Origin of the sequence: Rathayibacter sp. AY1C4, from assembly GCF_002932195.1 — a bacterium.
Lineage (GTDB): Bacteria > Actinomycetota > Actinomycetes > Actinomycetales > Microbacteriaceae > Rathayibacter.
The window spans coordinates 130,546-148,712 of sequence record NZ_PSWE01000004.1 but is presented as its reverse complement, the minus strand read 5'-3'; the positions used below and the strand labels follow the sequence as shown (position 1 = coordinate 148,712).

Genomic DNA, 18,167 nt, shown 5'->3' with positions numbered 1-18,167 from the left:
TCGTCGGAGGAGAGCGTCGTGCGCAACCGCAAGTGGATCGGGCTGGTCGTCATCAGCCTCGGAGTGGCGACGATCATCGTCGACTCGACCATCGTCAACGTCGCCATCCCGTCGATCGTCGCCGATCTCGGGATCACCTCGACCCAGGTGCAGTGGGTGCAGGAGTCGTACACGCTCGTGTTCGCCGCGCTCCTGCTCGTCTTCGGCACCCTCGCGGACCGCTGGGGCCGGCGCCGCATGCTGATCGTCGGCGTCTCGCTCTTCGCGCTCTCCTCCGTCGCGGCGGCCCTCGCTCCGACCGGCGACCTGCTGATCCTCTCCCGGGTCGTGCAGGGCGTCGGAGGAGCGATGGTGCTGCCGACGACCCTCTCGCTGATCAACGCCACCTTCCGCGGGCGCGAGCGCGCCATCGCCTTCGCCGTCTGGGGCTCGACCATCGGCGGCATGACCGCGGTCGGCCCGCTGCTCGGCGGCTGGCTCACCACCGACTTCTCCTGGCGCTGGGCGTTCGGCATCAACATCCCGCTCGGCGTGATCATCGTGGTCGGAGCGCTGCTGTTCGTCGACGAGTCGCGGCAGCCCGACGGGCGGAGGGTCGACCTCGTCGGCGCCGCGCTCTCGATCATCGCCTCCGCCTCCCTCGTGTTCGCCCTCATCGAGGGGCGCACCCTCGGCTGGTGGGGCGTCGACGAGCGGCTGAGCGTCGGCGGCTGGAGCTGGCCGCTCGGCCTCTCACCGGTCCCGATCGCGTTCGCCGTCGCGGTGCTCGCCGGGGTCGCCTTCGTCCTCTGGGCGCGGGCCCGCGAGCGCGCCGGGCGCTCGGCGATGCTCGCTATCGGGCTCTTCCGCCTCGCCTCGTTCCGCAACGGCAACCTCGCCGCGATGATCGTTTCGCTCGGGGAGTTCGGGATCATCCTGGCGCTGCCGATCTGGCTCCAGAGCGTCCTCGGCTACACGGCCGTGCAGACCGGCCTGGTGCTCCTCGCGCTCGCGCTCGGCTCCTTCGTCGCCTCGCGCTCGCGCTCGGCTCCTTCGTCGCCTCGGGCTTCGCCGGCGCCTTCGGCAACAGGGTCGCGCCGGTGCTGATCGTGCGGGTGGGTCTCGCGGCCGAGATCGTCGGCGTCGCGGGCATCGGCCTGGTCGTCTCCGACTCCACCCCGTGGTGGGCCCTCGTCCCGTTCCTCGCCGTCTACGGCTTCGGCGTCGGCCTCGCGACGGCGCAGCTGACCGGGGTCGTGCTCCGGGACGTGCCCGTCGAGCTCAGCGGGCAGGGCTCGGGCACGCAGTCGACCGCGCGGCAGATCGGCTCGGCGCTGGGCATCGCCGTGCTCGGGACGATCCTCTACACCTCGACCGCGGGGGTCCTCACGACCTCGCTCGAGCAGCAGGGCCTCCCCGCGGAGCAGGTCGCGAGCACCGTCGACGCGGTGGTCGACTCCTCCGGCGCCGCGATCGCCGGGCTGGCCGCGTCGCCGGCCACCGCCGACGCGGCCCGGGCGGCGGGCGAGGCGTTCTCGGACGGCACCCGCTACGCGGCCTTCGCGGCCGCCGGGTTCCTCGCCGTCGGCTTCCTGGCCACGCTCTCGCTCGGCCGACCGGCCGAGGAGGAGGAGACGGTGGTCAGCTCAGCGGAGCCGAGTCGTCGGCGGTGAAGACGATCTTGCCGATCGTGCGGTCGGCGCCGGTCGCTCGGTGCGACAGCACGTCGACGACGTCGCCCAGCGGATGCACGGCGCCCGGCCGGGGCCGCAGCTCGCCGGAGGTGGCGAGCGAGACCGCGCGCCCGATCCGCTCCGCCGTCGCCACCACGATCATGTTGCGCACCCGCGGGCGGTCGCGGCGGACGAGGCCCGTCGCCTGCGAGACCAGCGCCGGACCGCTCGGCACCAGCGTCGCGATGCGCCCGCCCTCGGCCAGGAGGATCGCCGCGTCGTCGACCGGCAGGTGGCCGGAGACGTCGACGACCACGTCGAAGCGGCCGCCCAGCACGCCGAGGTCGAGCGCGCGGTAGTCGTGCGGCTCGGCGCCGAGCGAGCGGAGGAGGTCGGCGGAGGCGGCCGAGCCGGTGGCCGCGACCGTGCATCCCGCCCGCACCAGCAGCTGGATCGTCGGATCGCCGATGGCTCCCGAGCCGCCGCTGACGAGGACGCGCTCGCCGGCGCGCACGTGCAGTGCGTCCACCAGGCCCACCGCGGTGCCGCCCGACATCGCGAGCGTGACGGCCTCGACGAAGCCGAGGGAGTCGGGCATCGGGACGAGCGAGCGGCTGCGCGCGATGGACGCGTCGGCGAAGGCGTCGCCGTCGCGGGTCATCCCCACCACGCGGTCGCCGATCGCGACCGAGTGCGACCCCGGGCCGAGCGCCTCGACGGTGCCGGCGATGTCGAGGCCGAACCCGTAGGGACGGGAGCGGCCGACGGCCATGATCCGCGCGGAGCCGGACAGGATCTTCTCGTCGGTCGCGTTGATGCTCGCCGCGCGCGTGCGCACCAGGACCTCGCCGCGACCCGGCATGGGCACCGGCGCTTCCCGCCACGAGAGCAGATCGGGCCCGCCGAACCTGTCGTACCCGAGTCGTCGCATGTCGCTCCCGTCGTCCGTGCCAGCCCCCCGAGCCTAGGGCGTGGCCGCTGAGCGGAGGCGTCGCGGGAGCCCGGCGGAACCCCCTCCGGTGCCCGCGGGCCCGGTGCTACCGTGGCGGCCATGAGCGCAGACGACAGCCCCGAGTTCGCAGGCTTCGAGGCCACCCCCTCCACCGATGCGGAGAAGGCCGACGACGTCCGTCCCGCCGACGCCGAGGTCGAGGAGAACACGACGGCCGACGAGAGCCGCGACCCGGACCACGGCTACGACCCGATGAGCGAGAGCGGCTCCGAGAACGCCCCCGAGGACGAGGTCGGCCCCCGCGAGGACGAGGAGGGCCTGCTTCCCCCCGGCAGCACCGCCGAGGGAGCCGGCACCGCGCTCGGCGCCGACGCCGTCGAGGGCGGCGAGCCCCTGGGCGAGAACGCGAGCGCCGGCACCCCCGGCCAGCTCGCCGACGAGCGCTGGCGCACCAACGGCATCAACCCGCTGGGTTGAGCCTTCTTCCGCGGCGGTCCCCGCCCGCCGCGGCGCAGTCGGCTACTCGGGATGGCCGGGCGGGTGGAGCGTCCTGCGTCCAGCTACGACGGAACGCTGACACGCGTTCCGCCGGTTCGCCTCGCGGACACAGCGGCGGTGGACGCCCGGCCGCGCGGGCCATCGACTCCTCCGACCACGACCACGGTGGCGCGCCGCGTCGAGGCGAACCGTCGAAACGCGTTCCAGCGTTTCGGCGTAGCCGGACGCGACGCGCTCCGCCTGCCCGGCCTTTCCTGGGAGCCGACCGCGCCGCGGCGGGCGGGGACCGCCGCGGTAACGAACACCGCCGGTCGCGACACGCTCCACCTGCCCGGCCGTCTGCGGGAGCCGACCGCGCCGCGGCGGGCGGGGACCGCCGCGGGATCGAACACCGCCGGAGGCGAACCGTCGAAACGCGTTCCAGCGTTTCGGCGTAGCCGGTCGCGACACGCTCCACCTGCCCGGCCTTTCCTGGGAGCCGACCGCGCCGCGGCGGGCGGGGACCGCCGCGGAAGTGGACACCGCACACAGCTGGCGTTCCGGTTGCTCGGAGGAGGAGCAGGGGTGGGCGCCGTAGCGTTCCGGGAGCGCGGCACGCCGGTCGCGCGGACGGGGAGTCCCATGTCGTTGTTCCTGAACCGCACTCGTGAGGTCCGATGGACCGAGGACGAGAGGCGGGCGCTGGCCGAGGCGGTGGCGGAGGACCGGGCCGACGCCTGGCGCGCAGTGGGTGCGCTGGATCGCACCGTCGTCGTCTCGACCGAGGACCCGGGCGTCCGCGGCGGCGCGCGCTGGCCCACCGATCACCGTGCGTTCCTGCGCGTCGACCGCGGCGCCTCCGTGGTGCTCGCTACCGACGGGCTGAGCGATCCCTTCGACCGGCTCGCGCATCCCGGCACCGGTCTCGGCCTCGAGCTGTGCCTCGAGACGTCCGCCGTCCGCGGTGTCCCCACCGCCGAGCTCTGGAACCACTGGCACTTCCGCCTGCTGTACGAGGCCGCCCGACGGGCCGCCCTGCAGGGGGTGTGCTGCCGCAGCTCCCTCGACACGGCGCGGCTCGCGAACGTCGCGGCGCCGCCCGCCTGGACCGACGAGCAGGGCACCGTCGGCGTCCTCCTGGGCCTGCGCAGCCCCGGCCTGCCCGAGCGGCTCGACCTGGCGACCGGTCACGCCGACCTGGTCACCCTCACGCCGCTGCGGCCGCAGGAGCACGCCCGGGCCTCGGTCGACGCGGGGGCCCTTGCCGAGATCGCCGACCGCCTCCGGGCCCTGCCGCACGAGGAGCTCGTGCACACGGCCCGGCCGCTCGTGGTCTGAGGAGCGTCGCGGCTCAGGAGCCCTCGGCGGGCTCCGGCACCACGGTCATCTCGCCGGTGTTGTTCGCGCTCGCGATGAACTGCTCGATCCACAGGCGGTTCAGCGACGGGCGCTTGCTGCCGTGGAACCGGAAGTGCAGCGGAGTCGTCGGGTGCACCCAGACGGAGCTGCGGCCGTAGCCGGACGACTCCGGCTCGCTCCAGGAGAGGCTGAACGATTCGTTCCGCCGCATCTTGGTGAACATCGCGACCTTGAGGTGCGCGAGGAGCCGGTCCTCGAAGTCGATCTCGAGTGATTGCGGTCCGTAGATCAGTCGTCCCATTGTCTCCGCCGTGAAGTCGTGCCGACGCGCCGGAGTCCCGGACGGCGTCGCGGGCTCCGTGAGCTCGGGAGCCGCCACGGAGAGGATACCGATCCTGCGACCCGGAGAGGTGACACGGCTTTCGCCTCCGCCGGCCGAGGGCGGGATCACCCCGTCAACGACGGACGCCCCGCCGACCGGATCCGGGGATCCTGGTCGACGGGGCGTCGGAAGTCGGAGATTACTCGCCGACGCCGCGGATGTTCGCGGCCTGCGGGCCCTTGCGGCCCTGCTCGACGTCGTACTCGACGTGCTGGTTCTCGACGAGCTCGCGGTAGCCCTGCTTCGCGATGGCGGAGAAGTGCGCGAACACGTCGGCGCCTCCGTCGTCGGGAGCGATGAAGCCGAAGCCCTTTTCGGAGTTGAACCACTTAACGGTGCCAGTAGGCATTTCTTTTCCTTATGTGTTAATGACGCCGACCGGGGCCTGCGTCGTCAGAGTCCGCACGAGTGTGCGGTACCCGCTCGACTCGGCCTCCGCGGGTGAAACACGCGTCTGCCGGAGTCGTCCGGGTCGTCTAGGGGCTGAGCTCGCGCCTCCGGGGGAGGGCGGCTCTGCGGGGGAGAACGTCCCGCGGACCGGGCGAGCCGGTGGAGCGGGGGTCGAACGAGGAACGGCGCGGCTTCCGCGGCGTCCTGTGAAGGGCGGTACCCGCGTGCGAGGCGGGCGTTCGAACCGGACGACCGAGGACGATGCTCTCGGTCGGTGCGGTCTCTATCAGGGGCTGAGTCTCTTCGTCGTCGTGCGACTTCTCAGCCGTGGAATTCGGGCGATCGCCCAGGAGATGTCTCGACTCTACGGGATCACGGCCCCCGAGCGCGACCGCCCGCGTCAGACGGCGCGCCGATCCGCGTGCGCGAGGCGGCCGGAACCGCTGTCCGGGCGGGTCGCGTTGTGCCACGATACGACTCGGATCGCGCCGTTCCCCGCCGCCGATCCCCGCCACAGCCTCCCCGCCACAGCCTCCCCGCCACCGTCGCCCCGGAACGAGCCCGGAGCCCGTCCTCCCGAGGTCACCGTGCCCCTGCCTCCCCGGCCCGCCGACGCCGCGGTGCTGCTGCGCGAGCAGCGCGAGGTCGGCGTGCTCTGCGCCCGGCGGGCGGGCGGGGTGCTGACCGCCGCCTCCGCGCTGCACCTGCTCGCCCTGACGCCCGCGCAGCTGATCACGGTGCTGCCGAGCCTGGCGCTGCTGGTCGTCTCGGCGCTCGTGCAGCTCGCGCCCGGCCGATCGGTCGCGACCGGGACGAGGGCCGTGATCCTGGGATCCGCGCTGGACGTCGCGGCACTCGCCGCCTTCCTCTCGCCGGGCGTCGACGCCTCGCTCCGCGCCGTTCTGGGCGGGATCACGATGCTCGCCTCGATGGCGCTGCCGTGCGCTCTGCTCGCCGTCGGCTCCTGGCGGGGCATGCCGTGGGCCGCGGTCCTCGCGCTGCTCCCGGTCCTCGCCCTCGGCGCGGCGGCGACGGGCGCGTCCGGGCGCGCTCCCTTCGTCCTGATCTCGGTCGTCGTCTGCTGGGCGCTGCTGCTGACCGCCGCGCGGTGGCTCGCGGGCAGCGTCGCGCGTGCGCACGTCGGCACCGCCCGCCTCCGGACCGCCCACGACGCCGAGCGCCGCTCGAGCGAGAGCGAGTCCCGGCACCGCGCCGACGCGCGGCTGATGCACGACACGATCCTGGCGACGCTGACGCTGGTGGCGCACCGGGGGGAGGGCGTGCCCGCTCCGGTGCTGCGCGACCGGGCCGCCGCCGATCTGGCCCTCCTGCGCGGCCTGGAGACGGTGGAGGAGCCGGACCCGGACGGGGCGGCCGGGGTGCCGGAGGCGCTCCTCGCGCTCGGTCGGCGGTCGGCGGCGGTGGGCGTGGAGGTGCGCTGGCACGGCGGTGCGCAGCCGCGGATCCGACCGGAGGTGCTCGACGCCGTGGTGCGCGCGACAGGGGAGTGCCTCGAGAACGTGCGGCGCCACTCCGGAGCGGACCTGGCCCACGTGAGCGTGGCGGAGGAGGCGGGCACGCTCCGCGTCGTCGTCTCGGACGAGGGGCGCGGTTTCGACCCGGCCGCGGTGGCGGCCGGACGCCTCGGCCTCGCGGAGTCGGTCGTCGGCCGGATCGAGGCGGTGGGCGGCGCGGTCCGGGTCTTCTCGGCGCCCGGGTCCGGCGCGACCGTGCTGCTGAGCGTGCCGCTGTGAGCGGGTCGCGGCAGGAGGAGGGGACGCTCCTGGAGCTGGTCCGGGCGGCGGACAGGAGCCCGGGCGCGCTGTGGAGCATCCGCGAGCGCCTCACCCGGCCGAACCGCCTGAGCGGGAGCTACCTCGGGCTGGGCTTCCTCACGATGGCGGTGCTGCTCGACATCCGCGGAGTGATCTCGTACCTCTGGTCCCTCGACGCGCGGTCCGCGACCTGGCTGAGCGGACTCTCCTGGCTGCTGGTCGTCGTCGCGAGCGCGGTGGGGGTCTCGATCGCCCTCCGCCGCCACGGCGAGCTGCCCCGCCGGGCCTTCGCGGGCGTCCTCACCGTGGACGTGGCCGCGCTGCTGCTCGAGTTCGCCGACCACGCCCTGCCGACACCGGCTCCGATGTACTACCCGTCGGTCTGCGTGGGAGTGGGCGCGGGGGTGATCGCGCTGATCACCTTCCAGCCGCTCTCGCGCTCGTTCCTCGCCCTGGTGGTCCTGGTCGGGCTCACGGCGCTCGGCCTCGTCGGCCAGGCGCTCCTCGGCGACGGAGGCGCCGCCCTCGCGGTGAGCAACGTCCTCCTCGCCGTCGCGCCCGCGGCCGTGTGCGTCGTCGTGCTCACCTCGCTCGACCAGTACGTGCGGCGCACGCTCGACCGCAGCCTGGCCGACGGCACCGTCCACGCCGCGGACGACGAGTTCTCGCAGGTGGACGCCCGCATCGAGGAGCTCCTCGAACAGGTTCGGACGCCGGTGCCGCTGGACGAGGAGCTGGGCGAGCGGGCGCGGGTGCTCGGAGACGAGCTCCGCGAGGCGCTCGCCCGCAGCCATGACCGCACCTGGCTGAGGATCGCGGTGGAGGAGTCGGCGCTGCTGTCCTCCGCTGTCGCGATCGACGATCCGAGCGGGGCTGCGGCGCTGCTGGCCCCGCTCGACCGCTCGCGGCTGCTCTCGGTGCTCTGGCTGCTCACCGCCCCCGCGGGGAGGACTCCGCTCGCCGTCCGCCTGGAGCCGGGCCAGGGCGGCGGGGTGGAGCTCGCCCTGGTCGCCGCGGGCATCCGCGCCCGCGACCTCGACCGCTCTGTCTGGGGCATCCTCAGCGAGCTCGGCGAGCACCGCACGACGACCGACCACGGCGCGACGAGGATCCTCGTCGCCCACCGGCCCCGGAGGAGGACGACGACATGAGCGACGAGCCCGCGATCACGCTGGCCATCCTCGACGACCACCCGATCCTGCTGGCGGCGCTGGCGGAGTGGATCCGCCGCTCGGGCACGGACATCCGCGTGGCGGCGACGGCCGGCACCTGGACGGACCTGCTCGCGCACCCGGCCTTCCCGACCGACGTGGTGCTGCTCGACATCGACCTCGGCGACGAGCTCGACCTCGCCATGAAGATCCGGATCATCGCGGCCGCCGGCGCCGCCACGATCATCATCAGCACGCACTCCGAGCCGGGGACGATCAACCGGGCGCTCGAGGCCGGGGCGCACGGCTACGTGGTCAAGAGCGAGCGGACCGAGACGATCCTCGCGGCGATCCGAGCGGCGGCGCGCGACGAGCGCTTCCTGACGGCGCAGACGCGGGAGCTGCTCGGGGCCGACCGCCCGGGCACCCTGACGCACCGCGAGCGGGAGATCGTCCGCCTCTTCGTCGACGGGATGCCGCTGAAGCAGGTCGCCACGCTCCTCGGCATCACCCAGGACGCCGCACGGAGCTCGCTGCGCAGCGCCCGGGGCAAGTACCGGGCGGAGGGGCTGGCCGTCGGCACGAAGATCTCGCTCCGCCGGCAGGCGCTGCGCGACGGGATCGTCGAGCGCTAGGCGCGCGCTCGACGATCCCGGGGGCCTAGACCGTCTCGGCGCGCTTCTGCCGCGCGGGCTCGGCGGGGTCGGAGGGTCCGTTCCAGATCGAGACGATGCCCCAGACGACGGCCGCGATCGGCACGGCCAGCACGGCGCCGACGATGCCGGCGAGGACGGTGCCCACGGTCAGGGCGATCAGGACGATCAGCGGGTGCAGCTTCAGCGAGCGCGCCATCACGACCGGCTGGAGGAAGTTGCCCTCGAGCTGGTTGACCCCGATGACGACCAGGATCACGATCAGCGCGGCGACCGGGCCGTTGGCGACCAGGGCGACGAGAGCGGCGAGGATGCCGGCGGCCGTGGCTCCGACGATCGGGATGAACGCGGTGAGGAAGACGATGACGGCCAGCGGGATCGCCAGCGGCACCTGGATGATCGCCAGTGCGACTCCGATGCCGATCGCGTCGACCGCGGCGACGGTCGCCGTTCCGCGGACGTAGCCGCCCAGCACGTCGACCGTCTTGTGCCCGACGCGCTTGGCGCGCTCGTAGCCCGAGCCGGTGAAGGGGCGCAGGAGGAACTCCCAGATCTTCGGGCCGTCCTTCATGAAGAAGAAGAGCACCACGATCATCAGCACGAGGCCGGTGATGAAGTTCGCCGCTGCGGAGACACCCGCGAGCGCGCCGTTGCCGAACGAGCTGGAGGTGAGGAAGTCGACGACCGACTGGCGGGCGGACTCGATCTGCTCGTCGGTGATCTGGAACGGCAGGTGCTGCACGTAGTCCTGCAGCGAGGTGATGCCGTCGGAGGCGCTGCTGACCAGCTCGTCCCACTGGTTGCGGACCGCGACCGTGATCAGCCAGCCGACCGCGCCGAGGATCGCGAGCAGCCCGATCAGCGCCAGCCAGGTCGCGAGGATCGACGGCACGCCCTTGCGCCGCATCCACGCCAGGACCGGGTGGATCGCCGCGGCGAGGATGAGCGCGATCATCACGGGGATGAGCACCAGCGTGAGCTGCGTCATCGCGAAGACGAGCACCGAGGCCAGCAGGAGGACGATGACCACCTGGAGGCAGCGGGTGGCGAACCGGCCGAGGCCGTCGCTCCAGACCCGCCGCTGCGGATCGGGTGCGCTCGGCTGCGGCGCGGCGGCGCTGGTCGAGGAGTCGTTGCGGTCGAAGAAGCCCATGGAGGGACGGTATCGGCTCGGGCCGACCTGCCGTCCCTCCTTGACACCCCGGCCGCGCCGCGGCGATCCGGGGGTCAGAGACCGGCGGGCTTCTCCGGCGTGCGCAGCCAGGTGTCGAAGAAGTCCGCCAGGTCGGAGCCGGAGACGTTCTCGGCCAGGGCCTGGAAGTCGGCGGTCGTCGCGTTCGAGTAGCGGTTCTCGGAGGCCCAGCGCTTCAGCAGCACGCCGAACGCGTCCGCGCCGATCCGGTCGCGGAGGGCGACGAGGGTCAGGCCGCCGCGGGCCTAGACGGGCGCGTCGAAGAGGCCCGCGGCTCCGGGGTCGGCGACGGCGGTCGACCAGAACGGGTCGTCGGCGGGAGCGGCGGCGACCCGGGCGGCGGACTCGGTGACGCTCGCGCCGCCGGTGTGCTCCTCCCAGAGCCACTCGGCGTAGGTCGCGAAGCCCTCGTTCAGCCAGATGTCGGACCAGGTCTCCGGCGTGACGCTGTCGCCGTACCACTGGTGCGCGGTCTCGTGCGCGACGGTCGACTCGTCCGCGCCGCCGGAGTAGAACGAGCGGCCCTGGGTCTCGAGGGCGTAGCCGATCCGCTCGTCGTCGACCACGGCTCCGGCCGAGCGGAACGGGTACGGGCCGAAGACGGAGGAGAAGTAGTCGATGATCGCGCCCTGCTTCGCGAGCGCCGCCTCGGTGCGGGCGCGGGTGTCGCCGGTGATGTCCCGGTCGATCGCGTCGATGGTCGTCACGCCGCCCCGGGTGGAGCGGACCAGGTCGTAGTCGCCGATGTTCACCATGGCGAGGTAGCTCGCCATCGGGCTGGTCTCGACCCAGCGCGAGGTCGTCCACCCCTTCGACGTGGTGGGGGAGCCGACCGGCAGGCCGTTCGCGACCACCGTCCGGCCCTCCGGGACCGTGATGCTGAAGGTGTAGCGCGCCTTGTCGGCGGGCGAGTCGTTGACGGGATACCAGGTCGAGGCGCCGTCCGGCTCGCTGGCGACCAGGGCGCCGTCGTCCGTCGACCACCAGCCGAAGGGGGCCCCGGTGCCGTCGACGGGGTTCCCGGTGGTCCCGGCGTAGTCGATGCTCACCAGCGCGGGCAGGCCCTTCCGGAGGGTCCGGGCGGGCGTGACGGTCAGCTCGTCCCCCGACTGCGAGAACCGGGCGACCCCGGCGTTGACGGTGACCTTCGAGACGGTGAGGCCGGTCAGGTCGAAGGAGAGCGAGCGCAGGTCCTTCTGGGGCGCGAGGGTGACCACGGCCCTGCCGCCGAGGGACCGGGTCGCCGGATCGTACTTCAGGACGAGGCTGTAGGTGAGGGCGTCGAAGCCGCTGCTGCCGAGGCCGGGGAAGTAGGGATCGCCGGCGCTGGTGCCCCCGTCGACGGCGCCCGCGCGGGCGGCGGGGGAGGCGATGGCGGCGGGTGCGAGGAGGAGGGAGGAGGCCACGAGCGCGCTGAGCGCGGCTGACGCACGGAATGTCATGTCCGCACGCTAGCGGGCGGGCGTTTCGTGCGCGTGTCGGCACCGTGCCGAGGAGAAGCCCCGTCGATCGACGGACGGGCGATCACGCTCCTGCCGGGGCGAGTCAGCTGCGGAATCCGTCGCCGCCACGGAGCATCGCACGGTGGAACTACCCATTCGAGCCGCCGGAGCCCCGCGGATCGTTGCGGCGGCGACGGATTCCGCACTACAGTCGCCGTGTTCATGCAGGTGCATGGGGTGCGGTACCCGAAGCCGCACTGCACCGCCCTGCTCGGAGCAGACGCCTCCGCCGGGAGGGATGACGATCCTCTCTCCCGGCGGGAGGCGGACCGGGCGGATCCGCCCGGCCGCCGCCGGCGCTACGCCGGGACGCGCACCGTCAGCCCGCCGGGCTCGATCCAGGTGCGGAACGCCGAGGTCGAGCCGAACGGATCGCCGTCGAGCTCGATCTCCTGCGCGTGCTCGAGGCGGACCGTGAGGTCGCGGCCCTTCACGTACCGCAGGGCCGACACCTCCTTGGTCAGGCCCATCAGCTTCTTGCCGACGACGCCGCTGCGGCGGAGCACGCCGTTCTCCCACACCACCTTGAAGATGATCTGCACCCAGCCGAAGAAGCCCTCGGGGCGCAGCAGGACGATGTCGAACTCGCCGTCGTCGACGGCCGCGTCCGGCAGCAGGAGGATGTTCGCCGGCAGGGCGCCGCAGTTGCCCACGATGATCGTGTGCGCGCGCACCTTGCGGGTCTTCGAGCCGTCGAGGCGGTAACGGAACTCGAGCTGGTTCTTGTCGAGCAGGGCCTTCCGCAGCGCGTCCACGTAGGCGAGCCAGCCGGCCCGCTTCTTGAGGTCGTCGTCGGTGTTGGCGAGCATCTTCGCGTCGATCCCGAGGCCCGCCATCACGACGTAGGCGTGGCGGTCGCGGCCCGTGGAGGTCTCGATGTCGATCATCCCGACGTCGATCGCCCGGTCCTGTCCGGAGAACGCGACGGTCAGGGAGTTGTCGATGTCGTCGAGCGTGAGGTTCAGGTTGCGGGCGAGCAGGTTGCCGGTGCCGGAGGGCAGCAGCGCGAGCGAGGCGTCGGAGCCGCGGAGGGCCTCCGCCACGACGCGGACCGTCCCGTCGCCGCCGGCCGCGATCACGACGTCGGCGCCCGCGGCGAGGGCCTCCTTCGTCTGACCGGCTCCGGGGTCCTCGACGGAGGTCTCGTACCAGAGCGTCTCCTCCCAGCCGGCGGCCTCCTCGGCGCGCTTCACAGCGGCCTTCACGGACTCCAGGTCGACCTTGACGGGGTTGTAGACGAGGGCGGCGCGGCGGCGCTCAGGCATCGTCGCGGCTCTCGTCGAGCTCGTCGCCGTTCTCGTCGACACGGCCCGGACGCACGGCGGCGTCCTCGCGGATGTCGATGCGGGTGTCGCCGGCCTCGGTGGTGGAGACCTCGATGCGCGGGGCCGCGTCGGCCTCCGTCGCCTTCGGGGCGCTGGTCAGCTGGTCGTGGCGGTCGTCCGCGCTCTGGTCGGTCATGCCTGGACGGTAGCAGCGGGCGATCCGCGCCCGCGCGGGCTTGCGTCAGCGGCTGCGTGCCGCCTGAAGACCCCAGAGCACGAGCGGGATCTGGAGCGGGAGGCGCAGCAGCGTGATCACCCGGGTCCGAGGCCGACGGGCGTCCCGCGCCATCTGCACGTTGCCGGGGAGGACGGCGGCCATCAGGGCGGCGGAGGCGAGACCGCCGGCCGCGCGGGTCCGCGGGTGCAGCGTCGCGGCCGCGCAGACCAGCTCCGCCGCTCCCGAGACGAGGACCCATCCGCGCGCCGAGCCGGGCATCCCTCGCGGGACGACCGCGTCGAAGGTCCGCGGGTGCACCAGGTGCACGACTCCCGAGACCGCCATCGCCGACACGAGCACGAGCGGGCCCGCGCCCAGGCGGCTCATCGGCCCTCCGCCCCGCGCTCGAGCGGAGCGACGTGGTCGAGGATCCGGCGCCACTCGCGCACCAGCGCCAGCCGGCCGGCCCCGTCGACCGTCACGGTGCGCGCCCGCGCGAGGCGGCCGCGGTACCAGCGGCCGTCCTCGGCGCTCGCCACCGGGTCCGCGTCGCCGTGGACCAGGAGCGTCTCGGCGGTCACCCGGTCGAGGTCGTCGGCCCAGGAGCCGTCGCGGAGCGCCGCGAGGTCGGTCGCGGCGCCGCTCGAGCCCTGCCGCCAGCCCTCGGCGAGCATCCGCTCCAGCCGGTTGCGCAGTCCGCCGTGGGTGGCGAGCACCGGGTCGTCGGAGTCGATCCCGAGCGCGTCCAGGCCCGGCTGCGTCTGCGGGAGGGCGGCGGCGATCGCGTCGGCGTCCTCTCCGCGGAGGGTCTCGCGCCGCTCCCACGCGCTGGTGGGGTGCACGATCACGCCGGCCTGCGGGGGCGCGGGGGTGCCGACCAGCGCGAGGCGGTCCACGAGGTCGGGGTGCCGGGCCGCGAGCGAGAGCGCGAACGCGCCGCCGGAGCCCCAGCCGACCACGCCGACGCTGCCGAAGCGGGCGCCCTCGACCATGCGGGCGGTGCGCTCGGAGCGGCGCAGGTACTCGGCGAGGTCGTCCGCGCGGTCCTCGACGCGGCCGTGAGCGGCGTCGACCGGGTCCGAGGCGCCGTAGCCGGGGCGGTCGAGGATCAGCAGGTGCAGACCCCACGGACCGGTGACGGTCGGGTCGGGGTCGAAGCCGCCCGCTCCGGGAGTGGGGTGGCAGAACACCACCAGCCGGTCGGCGACGGGATCGCCCGCCGCCGAGACGCCCATCCCGCGGCCGGACCGCAGCTCGAAACGGTGGTTCGCCATGTCGCCTCCCGGGTGCGCCGAGGGTCGGCGCGTCGCCCCCAGTCAAGCGGAGACGGCGGCCCGCGCGCTGGGCCTTGTGCCGGAGCGGGAGCAGTCGGACGCGTCCGGAGCGGGCGTGCTCGATGCGGGTGGTGCGACCGTCGTCAACCCCGGTGACGCGCCCTCCGCCGTCCGGTGGACTGGACGGTCCCTCGAGGAAGGACCACCCGTGATCCGCACAGCACTGCCCGCGACCGTCGACGACGTGGAGCTCGACCCGGTCGGCGACGACGGCTGGCGGGTCCGCGCCCGCACCGAGGACCCGCGGGAGCCGGAGGCCGTGCTCGGCTTCATCACGCCGGTCGACGGCGGCTTCGAGGCGCACCGCCTCGGGCTGCCGCAGGAGGACGTGACCTGCCCGTCGCTCGAGGACGCGCTCTCGAGGTACGTCGCCGAGGAGCCGCTGCCCGCGTGGATCCGCTCCGCCCGGAAGGATCCGCGGACCGGCTTCCTCGGCGAGCGGGAGGTCGTGGTCGGCACCCCCGAGGCCGAGGGGGCGGGCCTCCTGGTCGTGCACGTCGACGGCGAGCTCGCCGGGCACGTCGTCGCGACCACCCCGATCGCCTTCGTCGCCGAGCGCGGCGACCTCCCGCCCCTCGTCGTCGAGTCGATGGACGGGCTCCTCGCGCTCGTCTCGGGACTGCGCCGGTAACCCCTGACCCCCGCGGAGGTCGACCCCCGTGGCAGGCGGTCGGCCGCCGCCTAGCGTGCTGGGAGCGGGCCGGCACCGCCGCCGCCCCGCACCACGGACGACGAAGGGAATCACCATGACCGACTTCACCGACCGCACCGCGATCATCACCGGCGGCGCCGGAGGCATCGGCCTCGCGACCGCCCGCGCGCTCCTGGACGCCGGAGCCCGCGTCGTGCTGGTCGACATCGACCAGTCGGCGCTCGACGAGGCGGCCGCGGGCCTCGAGGCGGAGGGGCGCGTCCTCACCGTCCGCGCCGACGTCTCCGACCCCGACGACGTCGACCGCTACGTGAGCGCGACCGTCGACGCCTTCGGCGGGATCGACGTCTTCTTCAACAACGCCGGCATCGAGGGGAGGGTGGCGTCGATCGTCGACACGGCCCCCGAGGACTTCGACCGCGTCATCGGCATCAACCTGCGCGGTGCCTTCCTCGGGCTCCGCTCCGTGCTGCCGCGGATGATCGAGCAGGGGCGGGGCAGCGTGATCAACACCTCCTCCGTCGCCGGGCTCGACGGCGCCCCGGGCCTCAGCCCCTACGTCGCCTCGAAGCACGGGGTCGCCGGGCTCACCAAGAGCGCGGCCCTCGAGGTCGCGGGCACCGGCGTCCGGGTCAACTCGATCCACCCGTCGCCCGTGAACACGCGGATGATGCGCTCGATCGAGGCGGGCGGCGGCGACGCTGAGAAGCAGCGTGCCGCCTACGAGGCCGGGATCCCGCTCGGACGCTACGCCGAGGCCTCGGACATCGCCGCGCTGGTGCTCTTCCTCGCCTCGGACGAGAGCTCGTTCATCACGGGCGCCCAGTACCGGATCGACGGCGGGATGGGCGCCGGGCAGTAGCGGCGCGGGCCGGGCCGCGGGCGGGAGCCGTCGTCGCCGACGCACCGTCCGTTCACCCGATGTCCACGTGACGCCGCGGAGGAGGGGAGCGAGGATGGGGGCGTGTCCCGTCGCCTCCTCCTCCCCGTCGCCGGCGTCCTCGCCGCGGCCCTCGCTGCCGGCGGGCTGACGCTCCTCGTCTGGACGATCGACGAGACGCCGTTCGCACGGCCCGACGCCGGCTTCGACCGTCTGACGAGCGAGGTCGCCGCGGTGCCCGGAGTCTCCCTCGACGGCGCCGAGCGCTGGGTCGAGGCGCCGGCGTTCGGCCCGCCGACCTCCTGGGTCGGGGTCGCGGTCGAGGAGCCGGCGCTCGCCGACGCCCTCGCGACGGCCTGCGCGACCGAGTACGCGGATCCGGTGCTGTGGTCGTTCCGGGCGACGTCCGCAGGCGGGAACACCCTCTCCTTCGCGGGCGCGGAGGAGCCGACCGCCGCGTGCCCCGCTCCCGCTGTCGACGCGTCGGCCCTGCTCGAGCGGATCGACGGGCTCGGCCGCGACCTGGAGCTGCACGCGTCGCTCCGCGAGGGGTCCTTCGCCCTCGACTCCTTGGAGGACGTCTCCGGCGGGCTGCCCGCGCTGCTCCCGATCGTCCGGGCGGCGGAGGACCTGCGGGACGCTGCGGGCGCGGAGCGGGGCGCCCCGGTCGAGATCTCCGGTCCCTGGGCCGCGATCACCGTCGGTCCCGGCGAGCAGGAGCGGACCGCCGCGCTGCTCACGACCCTCGTCGAGGAGCACGGCGTCACCGCCTACTGGGCGACCGAGGACGGCCTGCGGATCGTCGCGCCCGACGGCGGGCACGCCGCGATCGAGGCCGCCGTGCGCGACTCCGGGCTGCCGGTGGCCGACCGGTCCCTGCGCTTCGAGGCCGACGAGTCCTGACGCCGGGCGGCCGTGAACGGGTGCGGCCTGGCTCAGACCTCGGTGGCGGGTGCTCGACGGGCTCCCCGGCTCACGACGGGAGGCACCTCCAAGACGGGGACTGCACGCTTCATGAACCGGTCGAAGTCCGGAACAGTGAACGCGGCGTACCCGTGCTCGGGAGTGAACAGGAGCCCCATCCCGATCAGCTCCGCGCGGACCGATCCGAGCTGAGTGGACGCGCGCTCCAGAAGCGCCGCGACGTCGCCCGCTTTCTGGGGCTCTGGTCCGAGCTCCGCCATGGCTCGCATGTACGCGGTCTGAAGTGGACTCGCCCGATCGAGTCGCACGCGGAAGAAGGAGCTGTCCAGCTTCGCCTCCTAGGCCTCCCTCGCCAATTCGACGTCCTCCCGGTGGATGCGATCGTTCTCAGCCACCGTCCAGACCTGGTAGCCCCGTTCCTGGATGAAAGAGGGGTATCCGGTCGTGATCTCGACTGCGAGTTCAACAGCGTCGTCGTCGTAGACCGCGCCCTCGGACGATCCCCTCGCCCTGCTCGGCCGCCGCTTCACCCACGGCGACGAGGACGTCCGTCAGGTCCAGTCCGAGATCCCGATGATCGGCCACTCCTTCTGCCAGCGGTACATCCCATCCGATGGACCACTCGCCGTCCGCTCCGACAGACACCGCGAAGGCGCTCAAGACCGCGGCGGCGTGCCTCCCGCGGTCAGTCCATCTCGCGCGGGGAGACAGGCGGAGGAGTGCCGCCTTGAGCTGGGATGCCAGCACCTGGCGGAACCGGCCCTCGTCGTGCTTGACCGCCTCGAACTCGATCACTGTCCCCGTTCTCCTCCTGGGCGATCGTCCGGAAGCCGTTGAGAAGGACCGTCTTTCCGACGCCCCGCAGCCCCGTGATGGTCATCGACTGGTTCGTGCGGCCCCGTCGCAGGCGCGTCAGCAGCGTGCGGAACGCCTGGGTCTGCTCGTCTCTGCCGATGAGGATCTCCGGTCGCGCTCCCGCGTTCGGCGTGTAGGGATTGTCGACGGCATCCATACGGGCCGGTTCAGGAGTCTTACTGTGCTTTATCCAGATCGAGTGAAGCGCAGTAAAGCCATCGAACGGCGCCCGTCACGCGCGCCAGGCCGCCAGCTCCTCCGCAGCCGCCAGGACGCGGTGGGTCGGCGAGAGGTCGAGGACGCGCGCGCCTGAGCGCCTGCGAGGCCCGGATCCCGCCTCCTGGACCCGCGACCCAGGGAACGCTGGCAGGATGTACGGGACGGTCGGTGCGCGAGAGCGCGCCGCACGGACGGCACCGCCCGCTGAGAGCGGCCCCGCCCGGCCCCGTCCCGCACACCTCCACCCGCTCCCGACAGCGCTCACAGCGCCGGAGCGACACATCACCGCGGCCCGACCGGGCGCGCGGTCGGACCCTGCGCCGCGCGCCCGCGTCC

At 73.7% G+C, this 18,167-nt stretch carries 22 protein-coding genes and 1 pseudogene; 9 read left to right on the top strand and 14 right to left on the bottom strand.

Annotated features, from left to right (window positions below; genetic code table 11):
• The first annotated feature begins 18 nt into the window (after positions 1 to 18).
• Positions 19 to 1,652: pseudogene (locus C5C99_RS03550) on the top strand (DHA2 family efflux MFS transporter permease subunit).
• Here the strand turns inward: C5C99_RS03550 and C5C99_RS03545 are convergent.
• Positions 1,621 to 2,583: an NADP-dependent oxidoreductase gene (locus tag C5C99_RS03545; RefSeq protein ID WP_104339596.1), complete on the bottom strand. Its 963-nt coding sequence runs from the start codon at positions 2,581 to 2,583 to the stop codon at positions 1,621 to 1,623. The pseudogene C5C99_RS03550 and the gene C5C99_RS03545 overlap by 32 nt on opposite strands.
• A gap of 120 nt (positions 2,584 to 2,703) precedes the next feature.
• Between C5C99_RS03545 and C5C99_RS03540 the strand changes: the two genes are divergently transcribed.
• Positions 2,704 to 3,081 carry a hypothetical protein gene (locus tag C5C99_RS03540; protein WP_104314845.1) on the top strand — a complete coding sequence of 126 codons (378 nt, stop codon included), beginning with the start codon at positions 2,704 to 2,706 and terminating at the stop codon, positions 3,079 to 3,081.
• 642 nt (positions 3,082 to 3,723) lie between these two features.
• The gene (locus C5C99_RS03535) at positions 3,724 to 4,419 is read left to right on the top strand and encodes a hypothetical protein (RefSeq protein WP_104339595.1); all 696 of its coding nucleotides are present in this window, start codon (positions 3,724 to 3,726) and stop codon (positions 4,417 to 4,419) included.
• Between the two features lie 13 nt (positions 4,420 to 4,432).
• Here C5C99_RS03535 and C5C99_RS03530 read toward each other — a convergent pair whose 3' ends face one another.
• Both C5C99_RS03530 and C5C99_RS03525 read right to left on the bottom strand, forming a co-directional pair.
• Complete coding sequence (locus C5C99_RS03530) at positions 4,433 to 4,741, bottom strand: hypothetical protein (RefSeq protein WP_104226101.1); 309 nt, start codon at positions 4,739 to 4,741, stop codon at positions 4,433 to 4,435.
• A 220-nt stretch (positions 4,742 to 4,961) separates the two neighbouring features.
• Entirely contained in the window at positions 4,962 to 5,171 is a 210-nt protein-coding gene (locus C5C99_RS03525) for a cold-shock protein (RefSeq protein ID WP_055786246.1), read from the bottom strand.
• A 628-nt stretch (positions 5,172 to 5,799) separates the two neighbouring features.
• On the opposite strand from C5C99_RS03525, the gene C5C99_RS17015 reads away from it, so the two are divergent.
• The 3 genes from C5C99_RS17015 to C5C99_RS03505 are packed head-to-tail and all read left to right on the top strand — an operon-like array spanning position 5,800 to position 8,773.
• Complete coding sequence (locus tag C5C99_RS17015; protein WP_104339594.1) at positions 5,800 to 6,966, top strand: sensor histidine kinase; 1,167 nt, start codon at positions 5,800 to 5,802, stop codon at positions 6,964 to 6,966.
• Positions 6,963 to 8,138: a hypothetical protein gene (locus tag C5C99_RS17010; protein ID WP_181074530.1), complete on the top strand. Its 1,176-nt coding sequence runs from the start codon at positions 6,963 to 6,965 to the stop codon at positions 8,136 to 8,138. The genes C5C99_RS17015 and C5C99_RS17010 overlap by 4 nt, the downstream gene beginning before the upstream one ends.
• Positions 8,135 to 8,773 carry a response regulator gene (locus tag C5C99_RS03505; protein ID WP_104287829.1) on the top strand — a complete coding sequence of 213 codons (639 nt, stop codon included), beginning with the start codon at positions 8,135 to 8,137 and terminating at the stop codon, positions 8,771 to 8,773. Before C5C99_RS17010 ends, C5C99_RS03505 begins: the two co-directional genes overlap by 4 nt.
• Before the next feature lie 25 nt (positions 8,774 to 8,798).
• Here C5C99_RS03505 and C5C99_RS03500 read toward each other — a convergent pair whose 3' ends face one another.
• The 7 genes from C5C99_RS03500 to C5C99_RS03475 form a co-directional block, all read right to left on the bottom strand.
• Entirely contained in the window at positions 8,799 to 9,944 is a 1,146-nt protein-coding gene (locus C5C99_RS03500) for an AI-2E family transporter (protein WP_104226105.1), read from the bottom strand.
• Positions 9,945 to 10,018: 74 nt separating this feature from the next.
• Positions 10,019 to 10,168, bottom strand: a complete 150-nt coding sequence (locus C5C99_RS16715; protein ID WP_146085458.1) for a M1 family metallopeptidase — start codon at positions 10,166 to 10,168, stop codon at positions 10,019 to 10,021.
• Positions 10,169 to 10,228: 60 nt separating this feature from the next.
• Positions 10,229 to 11,425, bottom strand: coding sequence for a M1 family metallopeptidase (locus C5C99_RS03495; RefSeq protein WP_104339591.1), 1,197 nt, complete (start codon positions 11,423 to 11,425; stop codon positions 10,229 to 10,231).
• 359 nt (positions 11,426 to 11,784) lie between these two features.
• Positions 11,785 to 12,750, bottom strand: coding sequence for a diacylglycerol kinase family protein (locus tag C5C99_RS03490; protein ID WP_104222931.1), 966 nt, complete (start codon positions 12,748 to 12,750; stop codon positions 11,785 to 11,787).
• Positions 12,743 to 12,946 carry a multidrug transporter gene (locus tag C5C99_RS03485; protein WP_104222930.1) on the bottom strand — a complete coding sequence of 68 codons (204 nt, stop codon included), beginning with the start codon at positions 12,944 to 12,946 and terminating at the stop codon, positions 12,743 to 12,745. The genes C5C99_RS03490 and C5C99_RS03485 overlap by 8 nt, the downstream gene beginning before the upstream one ends.
• Before the next feature lie 45 nt (positions 12,947 to 12,991).
• Positions 12,992 to 13,354: a hypothetical protein gene (locus C5C99_RS03480; protein ID WP_104222929.1), complete on the bottom strand. Its 363-nt coding sequence runs from the start codon at positions 13,352 to 13,354 to the stop codon at positions 12,992 to 12,994.
• Positions 13,351 to 14,241, bottom strand: a complete 891-nt coding sequence (locus C5C99_RS03475; protein ID WP_104246947.1) for an alpha/beta fold hydrolase — start codon at positions 14,239 to 14,241, stop codon at positions 13,351 to 13,353. The genes C5C99_RS03480 and C5C99_RS03475 overlap by 4 nt, the downstream gene beginning before the upstream one ends.
• 208 nt (positions 14,242 to 14,449) lie before the next feature.
• Between C5C99_RS03475 and C5C99_RS03470 the strand changes: the two genes are divergently transcribed.
• The 3 genes from C5C99_RS03470 to C5C99_RS03460 all read left to right on the top strand — a co-directional run bounded on the left by C5C99_RS03470 (position 14,450) and on the right by C5C99_RS03460 (position 16,736).
• On the top strand, positions 14,450 to 14,932 hold the full coding sequence (locus C5C99_RS03470) for a hypothetical protein (RefSeq protein ID WP_104246946.1): 483 nt from the start codon (positions 14,450 to 14,452) through the stop codon (positions 14,930 to 14,932).
• 115 nt (positions 14,933 to 15,047) lie between these two features.
• Entirely contained in the window at positions 15,048 to 15,815 is a 768-nt protein-coding gene (locus C5C99_RS03465) for an SDR family NAD(P)-dependent oxidoreductase (RefSeq protein WP_104226110.1), read from the top strand.
• 102 nt (positions 15,816 to 15,917) lie between these two features.
• The gene (locus C5C99_RS03460) at positions 15,918 to 16,736 is read left to right on the top strand and encodes a hypothetical protein (protein WP_104246945.1); all 819 of its coding nucleotides are present in this window, start codon (positions 15,918 to 15,920) and stop codon (positions 16,734 to 16,736) included.
• A 32-nt stretch (positions 16,737 to 16,768) separates the two neighbouring features.
• On the opposite strand, the gene C5C99_RS17445 is transcribed toward C5C99_RS03460, so the two are convergent.
• The 4 genes from C5C99_RS17445 to C5C99_RS17430 all read right to left on the bottom strand — a co-directional run bounded on the left by C5C99_RS17445 (position 16,769) and on the right by C5C99_RS17430 (position 17,769).
• Positions 16,769 to 17,017, bottom strand: a complete 249-nt coding sequence (locus C5C99_RS17445; RefSeq protein WP_258063617.1) for a hypothetical protein — start codon at positions 17,015 to 17,017, stop codon at positions 16,769 to 16,771.
• A gap of 78 nt (positions 17,018 to 17,095) precedes the next feature.
• On the bottom strand, positions 17,096 to 17,287 hold the full coding sequence (locus C5C99_RS17440) for a hypothetical protein (RefSeq protein ID WP_258063616.1): 192 nt from the start codon (positions 17,285 to 17,287) through the stop codon (positions 17,096 to 17,098).
• Positions 17,220 to 17,552 carry a hypothetical protein gene (locus C5C99_RS17435; protein WP_258063621.1) on the bottom strand — a complete coding sequence of 111 codons (333 nt, stop codon included), beginning with the start codon at positions 17,550 to 17,552 and terminating at the stop codon, positions 17,220 to 17,222. The genes C5C99_RS17440 and C5C99_RS17435 overlap by 68 nt, the downstream gene beginning before the upstream one ends.
• The gene (locus C5C99_RS17430) at positions 17,443 to 17,769 is read right to left on the bottom strand and encodes an ATP-binding protein (RefSeq protein WP_258063615.1); all 327 of its coding nucleotides are present in this window, start codon (positions 17,767 to 17,769) and stop codon (positions 17,443 to 17,445) included. Before C5C99_RS17430 ends, C5C99_RS17435 begins: the two co-directional genes overlap by 110 nt.
• Positions 17,770 to 18,167: the final 398 nt, after the last annotated feature.